Here is a 15,035-nt window from a genome sequence, read left to right as displayed (position 1 = left end):
TGAATCGCACGTCCAGTGAAAGCAGATCCCATGTTCCAGTCCTTCGACACGAAATCCTCGCCGGAGCTTGCCGCCCAGCGTGTGTCAGCCCTTCGGGCAAGTTTTGATACACTTGGGATAGACGGCTTTCTGGTTCCGCGCGCGGATGAGTATCAGGGCGAATATGTGCCGGCTTCCGCCGAGCGCCTTGCCTGGGTGACGGGCTTTACGGGCTCGGCAGGCATCGCGTTGATCGCTCGCGACGTGGCCGTCATTTTTGTCGATGGCCGCTATACGACGCAGCTGGTGGAGCAGGTCGATCTCAAGGTCTTTACACCAGGCGATCTTGTCGGCGATCCGGTGCATTTGTGGCTGCCCAAGAATGCGCCAAAGGGTTTCCGCCTGGGCATCGATCCCTGGCTGCATGCTGGCACGGAAGTGAAGCGCCTGGAAAAGGCGTTGGCGGAAGTTGGCGGCGAGCTGGTGCTTTTGGGTGCGAACCCTCTCGATGCGATCTGGACGGACCGTCCGGCGGAGCCGCTCGGACCGGTCGTCGTGCAGCTTGAAAGCCACGCAGGCGAGTCGGCGCTTGAGAAGATTGGGACCATCGCCAAGCTGGTCGAGCAGAAGGGTGCGGCAGCGGCCCTGATCAACGATCCGTCCTCCGTCGCCTGGATCTTCAATATCCGTGGTTCGGACGTGCCGCATACGCCGCATCCGCTGGCGCGTGCCATCATCACGGCGAGCGGCAAGGCGGAGCTGTTCATCGATTCCCGCAAGGTGGCCGGGGAGGCGGCTGCGCATCTGGATGCGCTGGCGAAACGCCGTGAGCCGTCCGAGCTGCTTGCCGCCATCGGTGCGCTGGCGGCCGATGGAGCGAAAATTCTCGTCGACCCTGATTCCGTTTCGTTGGCTCTGACAACGGCGATTGCCGTTGCCGGCGGTGTTGCGGTTGATGCCGTCGATCCTGCACGCCTGCCGCGTGCCGTCAAGAATAAGGTCGAGCTTGATGGCTCCGCCAAGGCGCATGTGCAGGATGGCGTTGCGATGGTGGAGTTCCTCCACTGGCTGGACAGCCAGCAGCCGGGCTCGCTGACCGAGATTGCGGCCGTCAAGGCGCTGGAGGCATGCCGTGCCCGCGTCGGCGAAAGCCTGCAGAATCCGTTGAAGGATGTTTCCTTCGATACGATCTCCGGTGCCGGCGAACATGCCGCCATCATGCACTACCGCGTGACAACTGCCTCGGACCGCCCGATCAATGGCGGCGAGATGTTCCTGATCGATTCCGGTGCGCAATACGTCAACGGCACCACGGATATTACCCGCACGGTTGCCATCGGCGCGGTGCCGGAGGAGCAGAAGCGCTTCTTCACGCTGGTTCTGAAGGGCATGATTGGCATTTCCACGGCGCGCTTTCCCAAGGGCTCCCGCGGTTGCGATCTCGATCCGCTGGCACGTATCGCGCTTTGGAAGGCGGGCGGCGATTACGCACATGGCACCGGCCACGGCGTCGGTTCGTATCTCTCTGTCCACGAAGGTCCGCAGCGCATCGCACGGCTTTCGACGCAGGAGCTGCTGCCCGGCATGATCCTGTCCAACGAACCCGGCTATTATCGTCCCGGTTCCTTCGGCATCCGTATCGAGAACCTCATCTTTGTGCGCGATCTCGAACCGGTCGAGGGCGGCGATCATCTGATGATGAGCTTTGAGACGCTGACTTGGTGCCCGATCGACCGCCGCCTTATTCTTGTCGATCTGCTGACGACGGAAGAGCGCGACTGGCTGAACGCTTACCATGCGACGGTGCGCGAGAAGCTCTCGCCGCTCATCAGTAAGCCTGAGGTGCTGAGCTGGCTGCAGCAGGCAACCCAGCCCGTCTGATGATCAAGCGAAATGCCGGATGAGGACGGCTGTTCCCCATCCGGCAATGATCAGGCCAAAGCCTGCATGGCGCAGGCCCACCAGCAGCGCGACGATCAGCGCCGCCTTCACATCCCAGCCGCCATCAAAGAAGGCCGGTGCCACCAGCGTTGCCAGCACAGCACCGGGCACGGCATTCAAGGCGCGCTCCAGCCGAGGCGGTATCGTCTTCATCCGTGTGATCATCACATAGCCGCCGATACGCGTGGCATAAGTCGCAAGGGCCGCTGCGAGAATGATCAGAAGCGTGCGCAGGTCCGTCGTCATGGTCAGCTCTCCGCCTTCGTGCCTTTGGGCTCCGGCAGGAGTGCCGCAACGATGATCCCGGCGATCGCGCCGATGCTGACATGCCAGGGCGAGCCGACCGTGTGCATGGCAAGGATCGAGGCTGCCGCGCTGACCGCCACGACGGGCAGGAAGTTCGCCCGGCGGCGGAAGCCAAGGACGAGACCAAGGAAATAGACCGGTAGCAGCACATCCATGGCAATCGCCTTCGGATCGGTGATCAGCTTGCCGAAGACCGCGCCGAGCGCGGACCCCGCAACCCACACGACATAGATGACAAAGGCCATCGAGAGGTACCAGATGGGTGAGACGCGGCCTGTCTCTTCCGAGCGTTTCACGCTCTCGGCAAATTGCGGGTCGGTCAGGAAGAAGAAGGCGAGCAGACGCTGACCAAGCGTATAGTCCTGCACATGCGGCGCCATGGCTGCGGAATAGAGGATGTGGCGGAAGTTCACCGCAAACACCGAGAGCACTACCAGCCAGGCCGGCACGTGATGGCCGAAGAGTTGAACGCCGACCAATTGGCTCGCACCGCCGAAAATGGTAGCGCTCATGATTGTCGCCTCCAGAGGGGTCACGCCACCATCGACTGCCACTGCGCCGAACAGCAGACCGAAGGGCAGTGTGGAAAAGGCAACGACAGCACCCGTCCGGGCGCCTTGCCAGATATCCGTCCGGTTCATGAGGCTATCCTGATATTTCTTGATGTGCGCGTGTGATAAGCTGCAAACGATCCGCGCACAATCGCGTTAAGCTGATAGATCTATTGAAATTTTTGAAAGAGGTTCAGTCGGCGAGTATCTGTGACGATTTGACGATCGCAATGCCGCTTGCGCGCATTTCCTCGATCGCGGCGCGAACACCGGCCGGATCGATGCCGCGGCTGGCATCCTCGATGAAGCAAACCTTGACGCCCGGCAGCATGGAGACAGCATCGAGCGCGGAAAACTTGACGCAATAATCCGTCGCTAGCCCACAGATATCCAGCTCCGTCACCTGCTGCGCACGCAAATACCCCGCAAGGCCGGTTATGGCGGCCTGGTCATTGTCTCGGAAAGCCGAGTAACTATCGACGGCGGGGTTCTCCCCCTTCTGCTGGATGTAATCTATTGCATCCGTGTTCAGGTCCGGATGGAAATCGGCGTCGGGCGTACCCTGCACGCAATGATCCGGCCAAAGCACCTGCGGCTGACCAGACAGGGTGCCCATGTCAAACGGCTTGGACCCCGGATGCTGGGAGGCAAAGCTGCCGTGGTTTGCAGGGTGCCAGTCCTGCGAGGCGACGATGACGTCATAGCTGCCATTTTCGATCAGGGCATTGGCGATCGGCACGATGGCATCGCCATCCGGCACCGGCAGATTGCCGCCGGGGCAAAAGCCGTTTTGAATGTCGATCAAAAGCAATGCCTTCATCGCTGCTTACTCCTCAATGTGCTTCTTCAACATATAAAGCATGCCAAGTGGCAGCAGCGGATACAAGCGCCGAACAATAGGAAGGGAACAGAAATCTATTCCGAGCGCCAAGGTTGGAAAGTCATTTCTCGCCGTTGATCGTGACGTGACATAAATCCTTGCTACTTCAAGGAGATTTTTCATGTCTATTGCGCAAACTGCAGAGGAGCCCCAACGCTCCAGTCTGCCGCCCTTGGGCGTTCCAGGGCTTGGAGCTCTGATCGTTCTCGTGGTCGGCACCCTCGCGCTCGGTGCCGTCTATGGGCCGGCACAGGGCGCTCTCTTTCTGATCGGCGGCGGCCTCGGTATCTCGCTTTACCACGCTGCCTTCGGCTTTACGTCTGCCTGGCGCGTTTTCATCTCGGAAGGCAGGGGGCGGGGGCTTCGCGTGCAGATGTTCCTGCTGGCGCTTGCCGTCATCCTGTTCTTCCCGCCGCTCGCAACTGGCACCTTGTTTGGCCATGAAGTGCGCGGCAACATTTCGCCTGCTGGCGTCGGTGTGCTTGCCGGCGCCTTCATGTTCGGTATTGGCATGCAGCTCGGCGGCGGCTGCGCCTCCGGCACGCTGTTTACCGCCGGTGGAGGCAATGCGCGCATGCTCGTGACCTTGTTCTTCTTCATTGTGGGCTCTCTGCTGGGTACCATCCATTTCAACTGGTGGGTCAGCCTCCCATCGCTGCCGCCGACGGCACTGTTTCAGACCTTCGGTGCGTTTGGTGGCATTGCCGTTTCTCTGGTTATTTTTGCGGCTATTGCCGCATTGACTGTCTATGTGGAGAAGCGCCGCTATGGCGTGCTGGAACAGGAGCCGGAATCGCGCCGCCACGGGCTCGAGCGCTATTTGCGCGGGCCGTGGCCGCTGGTGGCCGGTGCCGTGGCGCTGGTCATCCTGAACTTTGCGACCCTGGCAATTGCCGGGCGTCCCTGGGGCATCACATCTGCCTTCGCATTGTGGGGCGCCAAAGGTGCGCAAGTGATTGGTATCGATCCTGCCCAGTGGGCCTATTGGCAGACGCCGGCCAACGCCAAGGCGTTGGCGCAAAGCGTGTTTGCCGATGTAACCTCGGTCATGGATTTCGGTATCATTGCCGGCGCCATGTTAGCTGCCGCGCTCGCCGGACGCTTCGCACCGTCTTTCGACATTCCGTTGCGGTCCGTGCTGGCGGCTGTGGTCGGCGGCTTGCTGCTCGGCTATGGCGCCCGCATTGCTTATGGCTGCAATATTGGCGCTTATTTCTCCGGGATCGCCTCGGGCAGCCTGCATGGTTACCTCTGGGCGGTGGCAGCATTTGCCGGAAATGTGATCGGTGTAAAGCTGCGCCCCTGGTTCTTCTTCGAACGTAGCGTAATCCGCCGCATCGACGGCTGAAGAGACTCCTTTAAAGTTGTTCCCGACGGCAGAATTTCTATCTGCCGTCGCTGCGCCACATTTCAGTTAAATTTCTGGCAAGATGTGTTAATAATGCCACCCGTGCGCCACGCCCTGCGGGCTTGATCCATCGCAAGGGTTCCCGTGGCAAACGGAATTAATGTGGTTTTGCAAGGCTCAAGCGCCCTTAGCTGAGCAAGACTTGCATTAGGCGGGGACATCGTAAAGAAATTGGTTACCATATTTAGGCATTCTTACCCGGAGCATGTTTTGCCATGCGACCGCTCATCGGTCGGCTTGGCTTTGGAGTTCGTGTACAGGCCGGCGTTGCTTTGCCAGCGACGTTGGGTCGGGTTAACGGGTAAAGGGTAGCGCGTATCATGGCATTGGCATTTTCGACGGGCATGTCCGTCCCATCGCGTTCCCGCCGAAACGGTAATGCAATCTCCCGCAAGGCCCCGATATTTACTGTTTCCGCCGTTTTGGGCGCAGGCTTTGCCGTCGGTGCCTGGATGATCGGCGCTTTTGCGACAGTGCAGACGATGGCGCCCAATCAGGCAGCGCCCATGTCGCTGCAGGCGCGCCTCGGCGTGGTGACGCAAATACAGAAGCCGCATCTACTTGCTTCCACTTCCCAAGCCGACCGCCTGATCCGCGTGAACAAGTTTCAGCGCATTTCTGGCGGCCCTGATAATAAGAGCGGTCGCCTTGAGGGGGCCCAGTTCGCACAGCTCGCCGCCAGCCGTCCGCATGTGGACGAAGTGAAGAGCAATGTTGCCAACGCGCTTCAGGAAGCGGAGCTGGCGAAGCAGACGGAACTTTTTGCAGCGCTCGCCGCAAAGCGCCCTGCCACAGAGCAATTGAAGTCAACCCTGTCCGCTGCGCTCAATGATACGGTTCTGGTCGCACCTGCGACCCAGATGGCCTGGAACGATCAGGATGACGCTGACGACGCTGCTGATGATGGCGTGCAAGTTGCGGCCTTGGAAACACCAGCCGAAGCTGCCGTGAAGCAGGCGCTTGGCCAGGCCGAAGATGAAGGCCTGCCGATGGCGGGGCCGTTGCCGATCCGTCGTCCGCCTGCCAATGCGCTCGCGATGGCGATCGCGCCTTCTGCCGAGCGGGCGCAGCCTGCAAAGCCGACCCAGGTGGCCAAGCCGCCGGTTGCCGCGAAGGATGAGGACGACGAGGAAGACGAAAAGCCGACGGCACTTGCATTCGCGCGTCCTGAAAACCCGATCAAGAGCACCGCGCGTAGCGTGCCGTGGCCAGATCGCGGCAATGGCGGCACCAGGATTGCGGTCTATGATATTTCCGCCGGCGTCGTGCATATGCCGAACGGTGAAAAGATGGAGGCGCATTCCGGCATTGGCGAAATGCGCGACAACCCGAAGTTCACGCATGTGAAGATGCGCGGACCGACCCCACCCGGCACCTACAAGCTTTCCATGCGCGAATCGCTTTTCCATGGCGTGGCTGCAATTCGCCTGACGCCGGTTGATGGTCGCGCGCCGCAGGGCCGCACCGGTCTTCTGGCGCACAGCTTCCTGTTGCGCAATCGCGGCGATTCCCATGGTTGTGTGGCTTTTGCCGATTACCCGCGCTTCCTGAAAGCCTTCCAGCGCGGCGAAATCACCCATATGGTCATCGTTGCTCGCCATGACGGTCGTATCCCGGCCATTTCCGTCAAGAGCGATGGTGGCAGCCGCAATGCCGAAAGCGCATCCGATAACGGTCCGCGCCGCACGCTCGTCGACTACCTGAAGCGGGATGGCTGAGGATCTTCCTCAGCCAAGCACGTTCCTGACGAGCCGCAGGAAGACCCTTGATCCGATCGGGATCAAGACATCCGGAAAATCGTAATCCGGATTGTGCAGGGCAGGGTGGTTTTCTCCTGCGCCCAGAAAGAACATGGCCGACTTTGCGACGTCGCCGAAGCGGCCAAAATCCTCCGATGCCCTAAAAATCTGGCCTGCCTCATGGGGCAGGCTTTCCTGATCCAAAGCCTGCTGAATCAGGGCTGTCGCTTCCTCATCGTTCCAGCAATGGCGGAACTCGTCGTGATAGGAAAAGCTGACTGAGAGGCCGTGACGTGCCGCCGATGTGCGGGCCAGTTCTTCCGCCTTAGCGCGGAGCGCGCTCATTGAGCTATCCGTCACCGTTCGCAGCGTTACCCAGAGTTCGCCCGCACCCGGCGCGATGCCGAAGGCGGCCTCGCCCAAGGTGACGTGCGTGATCGTGGCGAGAATCAGATCCCCGTTTTCGATGCTGCCAGACCGCAGACCGGTCAGCGCTGGAATGAGCTCGGCAAGAGCGGGTGCGGGGGATATGCCGCTTTCCGGCAGGGAGGCATGCGCCGTCTTGCCGGTCAGCGAAATCTTCAAGCCGCAGGATGCGCAATTGGCAGGACCAGATTTCATCCAGCTGAACCCGAGCGGCAGGCCCGGCATATTGTGCAGCGAAAAGGCATAGTCCGGCGTCAGTCGCTCAAAGGCCGGGTCCGCCAGCACGGCGGCAGCGCCCGCACCATTTTCCTCCGCCGGCTGGAACAGCAGGATAACGCGACCGCTTTTGGGGCGCTCCTTCTGAAGCGCCTTCGCAACGGCGACGAGTGTGGCCATGTGGCCGTCATGGCCGCACATATGGCCTTTGCCTTCGATCCGCGAGCGATGCGGCAGGTCGGAGATTTCCGCAATCGGCAGCGCGTCCAGTTCGGCGCGGATGAGGACGGTCGGCCCCGGCGTCTCGCTTTCGAAAACGGCGGCAACGCCGGTACCGCCAAGGCCCGTTACGATATCATCCGGTGCGGTCGTTTGCAGAAACCGCACCACTTCAGCCGCCGTGTCATGCTCTTCGCCCGACACTTCCGGCATCTGATGCAGCTTGCGCCGCCAGAGGGTGATGTCGGAGAGGTCGCTTTCGGTCATGGGCATCCGAGCGCTCACGCCTTCTCCACAAATCCGTCTAGCACGCGCTTCTGGCCCGCCTTGTCGAAATCGATGGTCAGCTTGTTGCCTTCGATGGACGAGACATTGCCATTGCCGAACTTGATGTGGAACACGCGGTCGCCCACGGAGAATTTCGAGGGCGTGGAGGCAACGGATTTTGCCACCAGTTCGCCGTCGATCGTCTTGGTGCGCGGGCCGCTTTCGCCATAGCCGATCCGTTCCACCGCGTGGCCGGAGCGGCTGCCCCAATTGTCGCGGGTGGCATCGGTCTTGTTGGCCTGGGCACGCTTCCAGCCCGGTGTCGAATAGGAATTGGCAAAGGGATCGGCACGGTCGAAGCGCGACTGGCCGTAGCCGCCGCGACCATAGCCGCCATAGCTGCTCTCGCTTTCGGCCACATCCACATGGGCGGCGGGCAGTTCATCCAGAAAGCGGGACGGCATGGTGGATTGCCAAAGGCCATGGATGCGACGGTTGGAGACGAACCAGATGTGGCAGCGGCGTTTCGCACGGGTAATGCCGACATAGGCAAGCCGGCGTTCCTCTTCCAGGCCTGAGCGTCCGCCTTCATCCAGCGCGCGCTGGTGCGGAAACAAGCCTTCTTCCCAGCCGGGTAGGAAGACGGTTTCGAACTCCAGGCCCTTGGCCGAATGCAGCGTCATGATGGAGACGGCATCCATGTCTTCGTTCTGCTCGGCATCCATGACCAGCGAGACGTGCTCCAGGAAGCCGCGCATGCTCTCGAAGGCCTCCATCGAGCGGATGAGTTCCTTCAGGTTTTCCAGCCGTCCCGGTGCTTCCGCCGACTTGTCGTTCTTCCACATGTCGGTGTAGCCGGACTCTTCGAGGATCTGTTCGGCAAGCTCCGTATGCGGAGTCGTTTCAAGCAGTTCCGACCATCTCTTGAAACTTTGAATCACGTCGAACAGCGCCTTGCGCGCCTTCGGCTTCAGCTCGTCCGTCTCGATCAGGTCGGCGGCACCGGCCAGCATGGGTACATCGCGGGCGCGGGCATAATCATGCAGCGTGCGGATTGTGGTATCGCCTAGGCCCCGCTTCGGCGTGTTGACGATGCGCTCGAAGGCGAGATCATCCGCCGGCTGACAGACGAGACGGAAGTAGGCCATGGCATCGCGGATTTCGAGGCGCTCGTAGAAGCGCGGGCCGCCGACGACACGGTAGTTGAGGCCGAGCGTGACGAAGCGATCTTCGAACTCGCGCATCTGGAACGAGGCGCGCACCAGGATCGCCATGTCGTTCAGATTATGCTTGTTGCGCTGAAGCTGCTCGATTTCCTCGCCGACCGCGCGGGCTTCCTCTTCGGAATCCCAGGCGGCGTGCACGATCACCTTTTCGTCATCGGGACTGGTGCGCTCGGTGAAAAGCGTCTTGCCGAGACGGCCTTCGTTGTGGGCGATCAGGTGGCCTGCAGCGCCGAGAATATGCTCGGTGGAGCGATAGTTCCGCTCCAGACGGATGACCTTGGCGCCCGGAAAATCCTTCTCAAAACGCAGGATGTTATCCACCTCCGCGCCGCGCCAGCCATAGATGGACTGGTCGTCGTCACCCACGCAGCAGACATTCTGCGGCACATCCTTCGGCCGCTGTGCGAGCAGCCGCAGCCACATGTACTGGGCGGTGTTGGTGTCCTGATACTCGTCCACCAGCATGTAGCGGAACTTCTGGTGATAATCCTTCAGGATATCCCCGTAACGGCGGAAAATGTCGATTGGATGCAGCAGCAGATCGCCGAAGTCGCAGGCGTTGAGGCTCTTGAGGCGCGCCTGATAGGCGGCATAGAGCTCGCGGCCCTTGCCGTTGGCGAAGGCACGCGCATCGCCTTCCGGAATGTCCTTGGGCGTCAGGCCCTTGTTCTTCCAGGTGTCGATCATGCCGGCAAACTGGCGGGCGGGCCAGCGCTTGTCATCCAGACCTTCCGCCTGGATCAGCTGCTTGATCAGGCGGATCACATCGTCCGTATCGAGAATGGTGAAATCCGAGCGCAGGCCGACGAGCTCAGCGTGGCGGCGCAGAAGCTTCACGCCGATCGAGTGGAAGGTGCCAAGCCAGGGCATCCCCTCCACGGCGCCGCCAACGAGTACGCCGATGCGTTCCTTCATCTCACGGGCGGCCTTGTTGGTGAAGGTCACCGCCAGGATCTGGCTGGGGAAGGCGCGGCCTGTCGCGAGAATATGCGCGATGCGGGTGGTCAGCACACGCGTCTTGCCGGTGCCGGCACCGGCCAGCACCAGCACAGGCCCCTCAATGCTTTCCACCGCCTCGCGCTGCTCCGGGTTGAGGCCGGAGAGGTAATCGGGCGCGCGGGATTGATCGCGGGCGGCCATGGCGCGCGCGGCAATGCCCAACCCGCCACCGGCGGCGGGTGCTGCGGCAGCGGTGGGTTTGCGGGGTGCGTGTTCCGGCTCTTCATCGAAGAACGGAATGTCGTCGAAACTGTTCGTCATGCGACCAATCTAGTGATTCCGGAAGAACAAGGCCATAGAGTATGTTCTGGTTTTATTCCAGCACCTATCGCCGCAAAGGATTGGCGGTGTGAGTGTGACGCGTTGAATCGGCCCTATCACAGGTGTTCACGCATCCGTGAAACATCGTCAGGTTACAATTCAGCAAGGTGAGCAATCCGGCATTGCGTGTATTTTCGTAAAACCTGATACTTCGGCCGATTATTCCCTTGGAGTGTCTTGATGCGGATATGGAAGCAGTTGCTGCTGAGTGTCGCAATCCTGTTTGCGGGCGGGTGTCTATGGATCACGCTCAGCCCCGATGCGGCGCGTGCCATGGTGCGCATGGGAATTCCGGCCGGGGTCGTTGCCTATATCAATCCATCCGCCTTGCCTCTATCCGATGCACCGGTGACGACAGCACGCAACAGCTCGCCCAGCCCCGCCCGTCAAGGGCAAGGACAGGGGCAGGGGCAGGGCGGCGGAAATCGCTCGCCTCTTGTCGTGACGGAAAAGGTGACCACCGGCACGGTGAATGATCGCCTGAGCGCGATCGGCAGCGGCGAGGCGATCCAATCCGTGGTGGTCATGCCGCAATCCTCCGGCACGATCACGGAGATCCTGGTGTCTTCCGGGCAGAAGGTGCGGCGTGGGGATGTGCTGGCGCGTCTGGACAGCGAGGAACAGCGCATTGAACGTGACAAGGCGCAAGTCGCCCTGAGGAGTGCGAAGGAGAAGTCGGCATCCTATCGCAATCTGCAATCGGTCACACGGCTGGAGGCGCTGGATGCGCAGATCGCCGAGGAGGCCGCCAAGCTTGCCCTGAGCACCGCCGAACTCAATCTGAAGCGCCGTGATATTGCCGCACCGATTGATGGCATTGCAGGCATTGTTGCCGTCAATATCGGCGATAACGTCACCACCCAGACAAGCGTGGTGACGGTTGATGACCGCTCAGACCTGCTGGTTGATTTCTGGGCGCCGGAACGTTTTGCCACATCCATTCATGCCGGCATGCCGGTGGAGGCAACCGCAATCGGTCGGCCTGGGCAGACCTTTACGGGGGACGTTCAAGCGGTGGACAACCGGGTCGATCCCGCCAGCCGCACGATCCGTGTGCGCGCCCGCCTCAAGAATGACAGCGACATGCTGCGTGCGGGCATGTCCTTCAATGTGTCGATGCGCTTTGCCGGCGATACCTTTCCGGCCGTCGATCCGCTGGCCGTGCAGTGGGATGGCGAGGGCGCCTTCGTGTGGCATGTGCGGGAAGCGAAGTCGTTCAAGCAGCGCGTTCGCATCATTCAACGCAATGCCGATTCCGTTTTGGTGGATGCCGCAGTGAAGCCCGGCGACTTCGTGGTGACCGAGGGCCTGCAGCGCGTGCGTGAAGGTGCGCCGGTGCGATTGTCGGAAGGGCGCAAGACGGAGGAGGTCGCCAGCCAATGAGCCAGAACGATCAAACCTCCAGCGATGCAAAGGGCGGCTTTACAGCGCTCTTTGTTCGCCGCCCCATCCTTGCGGCTGTGATCAATACGCTTCTCGTCGTTGCGGGCCTTGCGGCCTTTGTCGGCGTTGAGGTGCGCGAGCTGCCGGATGTCGACCAGCCGGTCATCACCGTGCGGACCGAATACGAAGGTGCCGCGCCCCAAACCGTCGACCAGGAGTTGACGCAGGTCATCGAGGGAGCGGTGGCGCGTGTCAGTGGTTTGAAATCCATGTCGTCGGAATCGCAATTCGGTTCCAGCCGCGTCACCATGGAGTTTTCCGATAGCGTGGATCTGGCCGTGGCGGCCAATGATGTCCGCGATGCCATCGGACGCGTTGCCAACCAGTTGCCGGATACGGCGGATGAACCGCGCATCATCAAAGCAGACTCCGATTCCCAGCCCATCATGCGCCTTGCCGTTACGTCAGCGACGATGTCGATGGAGGACCTGACGCAACTGGTGGACAATGAAATCATCGACCGTCTTGCCGCTGTCGATGGGGTTGCGGATGTGGAGCTTTACGGAGACCAAGAAAAGATCTTCCGCGTCGATATCAATCAGGCGGCACTGGCAGGGCGGGGGCTGACGATAGGCGACCTATCGAATGCGCTGGCAAGCGCGGCGCTGGACGTTCCCGCCGGCTCCTTGAAAAGCCGCACGCAGGATATCGTGGTTCGCGCCACGGCAAACCTTTCGAAGCCCGAGGAATTCGAAAACATCCTGATCAAGGACAATATCCGGCTGCGGGACGTGGCAAGCGTCACACTGGGTCCGGATGATGGCGCAACGACACTGCGGTCCAACGGCGTTCAAGGGGTCGGTCTCGGCATTATCCGGCAGGCGCAATCCAACACGCTGAATATCTCAAGCGGGGTAGCCACTGCCGTGGAGGAATTGCAAAAGGCATTGCCGGAGGGCACGCGCATCGTGATTACCAGCGACGATGCCGTGTTCATTCAGGGCGCGCTGCACGAGGTGGAACTGGCACTCGGCCTTTCCGCCCTTATCGTTGTCGCTGTGCTCTACCTCTTCCTTCGCGACTGGCGGGCAACGCTCATCCCAGCTCTCACCATGCCGGTTGCGCTGATCGGCACACTGACGGCGATCTATCTGGTCGGATTTTCCATCAACATCCTGACCCTTCTCGCCATCGTACTTGCCACCGGCCTGGTGGTTGATGACGCGATCGTCGTGCTGGAAAATATCGTTCGCCGTCGATCCGAAGGCATGGGGCCGCGGGCCGCCGCCATCATCGGCACGAAGGAAGTGTTTTTTGCAGTGTTGGCGACAACCGCGACACTGGCGGCGGTGTTTATTCCGCTTTCCTTCCTGCCCGGCCAGATGGGTGGGCTATTTCGTGAATTCGGCTTCGTGCTGGCGTTTGCCGTGGGGCTTTCATCGATCACGGCCCTGACGCTGTGTCCGATGCTCGCATCGCGCATGCTGACAAAGCCGATGGTCGAGCCTAAAGGCATCCTGTCCCGTTTCGGAGACCTGTTCTCCGGCGTTTACGGGTGCAGCTTGAGGTTTTGCCTGAACGCTCCGCTGGTGGTGATCGCCGTCTCCATCGTCTTTTCGCTCACAGCCTATACCGCCTTCGGGCTGGTGAAGAACGAGCTGACGCCGCGCGAAGACCGGGCGATGGTGATGCTGCGGCTCAATGCGCCGCAAGGCGTCAGCCTGGAATACACGCAGGATCAGTTGAAGCGGGTGGAGGAGAACCTTCAGCCGCTTTTGGATAGCGGCGAGATCCGCAATATCTTCTCCATCTCAGGAATGAATAATTCGTCCAATAACGGCTTCATGGTGCTGACCTTGGCGCCCTGGGGAGAGCGCGAGCGCAGCCAGAACGATATCGTCAACGATATCAATGCGGCAGCGGCGCGCGTCCCTGCTTTGCGCGGGTTTGCCATCCAGTCGAACAGCCTGCGCATTCGCGGTGCCGGCAGTGGATTGCAGGTGGCGCTTGTGGGCAACGAGCATGAGAGCCTGACCAAGGCCGCCATACAGCTCGTGCAGCAGATGGAGGGCACCGGCCTGTTCGAGACGCCGCGGCTCGATAATGAACCGACGCAGGCGCAGCTTTCCGTTTCGATCAATCGGGAACGCGCATCCGATCTCGGCATCGACATAACGGGCCTCTCGACAGCGCTGCAGGCGCTTCTGGAAGGGCGCTCCATTGTCGATGTCTTCGTCAATGGCGAAGCCCTGCCGGTCAAGCTGACATCCTCGACGCAGCCGCTGAATGATCCAACGGATCTCGAAAACATCTTCTTGCGGACAGGTGACGGCAAGACAGTTCCAATGGCGACCGTGGCAACTCTGGAAGAAGGAGCGGTTTCGCCTCGTCTCAACCGCGAACAGCAGATGGCATCCGTCTCGCTCTCGGCCGGTCTTCGCGACGGTGTGTCGCTGGGGCAGGCGCTGGAGGAGGTCAGCCGTCTCGCGCAGCCGCTATTGCCTGCAGGGTCCCGTCTCGTACCGCTGGCAGAAGCCCGCACTTTGGGAGAAAATTCCTCCAGCATGTTGATCACCTTCGGCTTTGCCATCGCCATCATTTTTCTCGTGCTGGCGGCGCAGTTCGAAAGCGTCCTCGCTTCGCTCATCATCATGTCCACGGTGCCGCTCGGCCTTGCCTGCGCCGTCTTTGCGCTCGTCATCACGGGCTCCAGCCTCAACGTCTACAGCCAGATCGGGCTGGTGCTGCTGGTCGGCGTGATGGCGAAGAATGGCATTCTGATCGTAGAGTTTGCCAACCAGCTCCGAGACCGGGGCGAAGGCGTCCGTGACGCGATCGAAAAGGCGTGTCGCCTTCGCCTTCGACCTGTCATGATGACGATGATCGCCACCGTGCTGGGCGGCGTGCCGTTGGTGTTTGCGCAGGGTGCCGGGGCAGAGGCGCGTGTGGCGCTCGGCTGGGTCATCGTCGGCGGGTTGGGACTTGCGACTGTTGTGACGCTGTTCATCACCCCGGTTGCCTATCTGCTGCTGGCGCGCTTCTCAAAGCCGCACGCGCATTCCGAGGCCCTTCTGCATGAGGAGTTGCGGAATGCGGCGGTGCCGGTGAAGAACGCGGATGAGGAAGGCCAGTTGCTGGCGGCGGAGTGAGCTTGAAATCGTTGACGACGTTGCC

10 protein-coding genes are annotated in these 15,035 nt (G+C 61.1%); 5 read left to right on the top strand and 5 right to left on the bottom strand.

Features of this window, described 5'->3' with window-relative positions; all coding sequences use genetic code 11:
• Nucleotides 1-30: 30 nt before the first annotated feature.
• A complete protein-coding gene (locus tag Q2T52_RS20520) occupies nt 31-1,860 on the top strand; it encodes an aminopeptidase P family protein (protein WP_302078713.1) in 1,830 nt (609 codons plus the stop codon).
• Nucleotides 1,861-1,863: 3 nt separating this feature from the next.
• Here Q2T52_RS20520 and Q2T52_RS20515 read toward each other — a convergent pair whose 3' ends face one another.
• The 3 genes from Q2T52_RS20515 to pncA form a co-directional block, all read right to left on the bottom strand.
• Complete coding sequence (locus Q2T52_RS20515; RefSeq protein WP_302078712.1) at nt 1,864-2,166, bottom strand: AzlD family protein; 303 nt, start codon at nt 2,164-2,166, stop codon at nt 1,864-1,866.
• 2 nt (nt 2,167-2,168) lie between these two features.
• Nucleotides 2,169-2,867, bottom strand: coding sequence for an AzlC family ABC transporter permease (locus Q2T52_RS20510; protein ID WP_302078711.1), 699 nt, complete (start codon nt 2,865-2,867; stop codon nt 2,169-2,171).
• A 103-nt stretch (nt 2,868-2,970) separates the two neighbouring features.
• Nucleotides 2,971-3,597: a bifunctional nicotinamidase/pyrazinamidase gene (gene pncA / locus Q2T52_RS20505; protein ID WP_302078710.1), complete on the bottom strand. Its 627-nt coding sequence runs from the start codon at nt 3,595-3,597 to the stop codon at nt 2,971-2,973.
• A 181-nt stretch (nt 3,598-3,778) separates the two neighbouring features.
• On the opposite strand from pncA, the gene Q2T52_RS20500 reads away from it, so the two are divergent.
• Both Q2T52_RS20500 and Q2T52_RS20495 read left to right on the top strand, forming a co-directional pair.
• Entirely contained in the window at nt 3,779-5,005 is a 1,227-nt protein-coding gene (locus Q2T52_RS20500) for a YeeE/YedE family protein (protein ID WP_302078709.1), read from the top strand.
• Between the two features lie 380 nt (nt 5,006-5,385).
• Nucleotides 5,386-6,783 carry a DUF2778 domain-containing protein gene (locus Q2T52_RS20495; protein WP_302078708.1) on the top strand — a complete coding sequence of 466 codons (1,398 nt, stop codon included), beginning with the start codon at nt 5,386-5,388 and terminating at the stop codon, nt 6,781-6,783.
• A 9-nt stretch (nt 6,784-6,792) separates the two neighbouring features.
• On the opposite strand, the gene Q2T52_RS20490 is transcribed toward Q2T52_RS20495, so the two are convergent.
• Both Q2T52_RS20490 and Q2T52_RS20485 read right to left on the bottom strand, forming a co-directional pair.
• A complete protein-coding gene (locus tag Q2T52_RS20490) occupies nt 6,793-7,938 on the bottom strand; it encodes an amidohydrolase (protein WP_302078763.1) in 1,146 nt (381 codons plus the stop codon).
• 8 nt (nt 7,939-7,946) lie between these two features.
• Nucleotides 7,947-10,418 (bottom strand): ATP-dependent helicase, encoded by a 2,472-nt coding sequence (locus Q2T52_RS20485; RefSeq protein ID WP_302078706.1) that lies wholly within the window; start codon nt 10,416-10,418, stop codon nt 7,947-7,949.
• 240 nt (nt 10,419-10,658) lie between these two features.
• On the opposite strand from Q2T52_RS20485, the gene Q2T52_RS20480 reads away from it, so the two are divergent.
• Nucleotides 10,659-11,861: an efflux RND transporter periplasmic adaptor subunit gene (locus Q2T52_RS20480; RefSeq protein ID WP_302078705.1), complete on the top strand. Its 1,203-nt coding sequence runs from the start codon at nt 10,659-10,661 to the stop codon at nt 11,859-11,861.
• The gene (locus tag Q2T52_RS20475) at nt 11,858-15,010 is read left to right on the top strand and encodes an efflux RND transporter permease subunit (protein ID WP_302078704.1); all 3,153 of its coding nucleotides are present in this window, start codon (nt 11,858-11,860) and stop codon (nt 15,008-15,010) included. Before Q2T52_RS20480 ends, Q2T52_RS20475 begins: the two co-directional genes overlap by 4 nt.
• Nucleotides 15,011-15,035: the final 25 nt, after the last annotated feature.

The organism is Rhizobium oryzicola (assembly GCF_030504645.1).
Classification (GTDB): Bacteria; Pseudomonadota; Alphaproteobacteria; order Rhizobiales; family Rhizobiaceae; genus Neorhizobium; species Neorhizobium oryzicola.
Note: the sequence above shows the minus strand (reverse complement) of the source record. Positions and strands in the feature narration are given on the sequence as shown.

Coding starts and splice junctions, on each gene's coding strand:
- Q2T52_RS20520 (WP_302078713.1), top strand. CDS start 31: ATGTTCCAGTCCTTCGACACGAAATCCTCGCCGGAGCTTGCCGCCCAG.
- Q2T52_RS20515 (WP_302078712.1), bottom strand. CDS start 2,166: ATGACGACGGACCTGCGCACGCTTCTGATCATTCTCGCAGCGGCCCTT.
- Q2T52_RS20510 (WP_302078711.1), bottom strand. CDS start 2,867: ATGAACCGGACGGATATCTGGCAAGGCGCCCGGACGGGTGCTGTCGTT.
- pncA (WP_302078710.1), bottom strand. CDS start 3,597: ATGAAGGCATTGCTTTTGATCGACATTCAAAACGGCTTTTGCCCCGGC.
- Q2T52_RS20500 (WP_302078709.1), top strand. CDS start 3,779: ATGTCTATTGCGCAAACTGCAGAGGAGCCCCAACGCTCCAGTCTGCCG.
- Q2T52_RS20495 (WP_302078708.1), top strand. CDS start 5,386: ATGGCATTGGCATTTTCGACGGGCATGTCCGTCCCATCGCGTTCCCGC.
- Q2T52_RS20490 (WP_302078763.1), bottom strand. CDS start 7,938: ATGCCCATGACCGAAAGCGACCTCTCCGACATCACCCTCTGGCGGCGC.
- Q2T52_RS20485 (WP_302078706.1), bottom strand. CDS start 10,418: ATGACGAACAGTTTCGACGACATTCCGTTCTTCGATGAAGAGCCGGAA.
- Q2T52_RS20480 (WP_302078705.1), top strand. CDS start 10,659: ATGCGGATATGGAAGCAGTTGCTGCTGAGTGTCGCAATCCTGTTTGCG.
- Q2T52_RS20475 (WP_302078704.1), top strand. CDS start 11,858: ATGAGCCAGAACGATCAAACCTCCAGCGATGCAAAGGGCGGCTTTACA.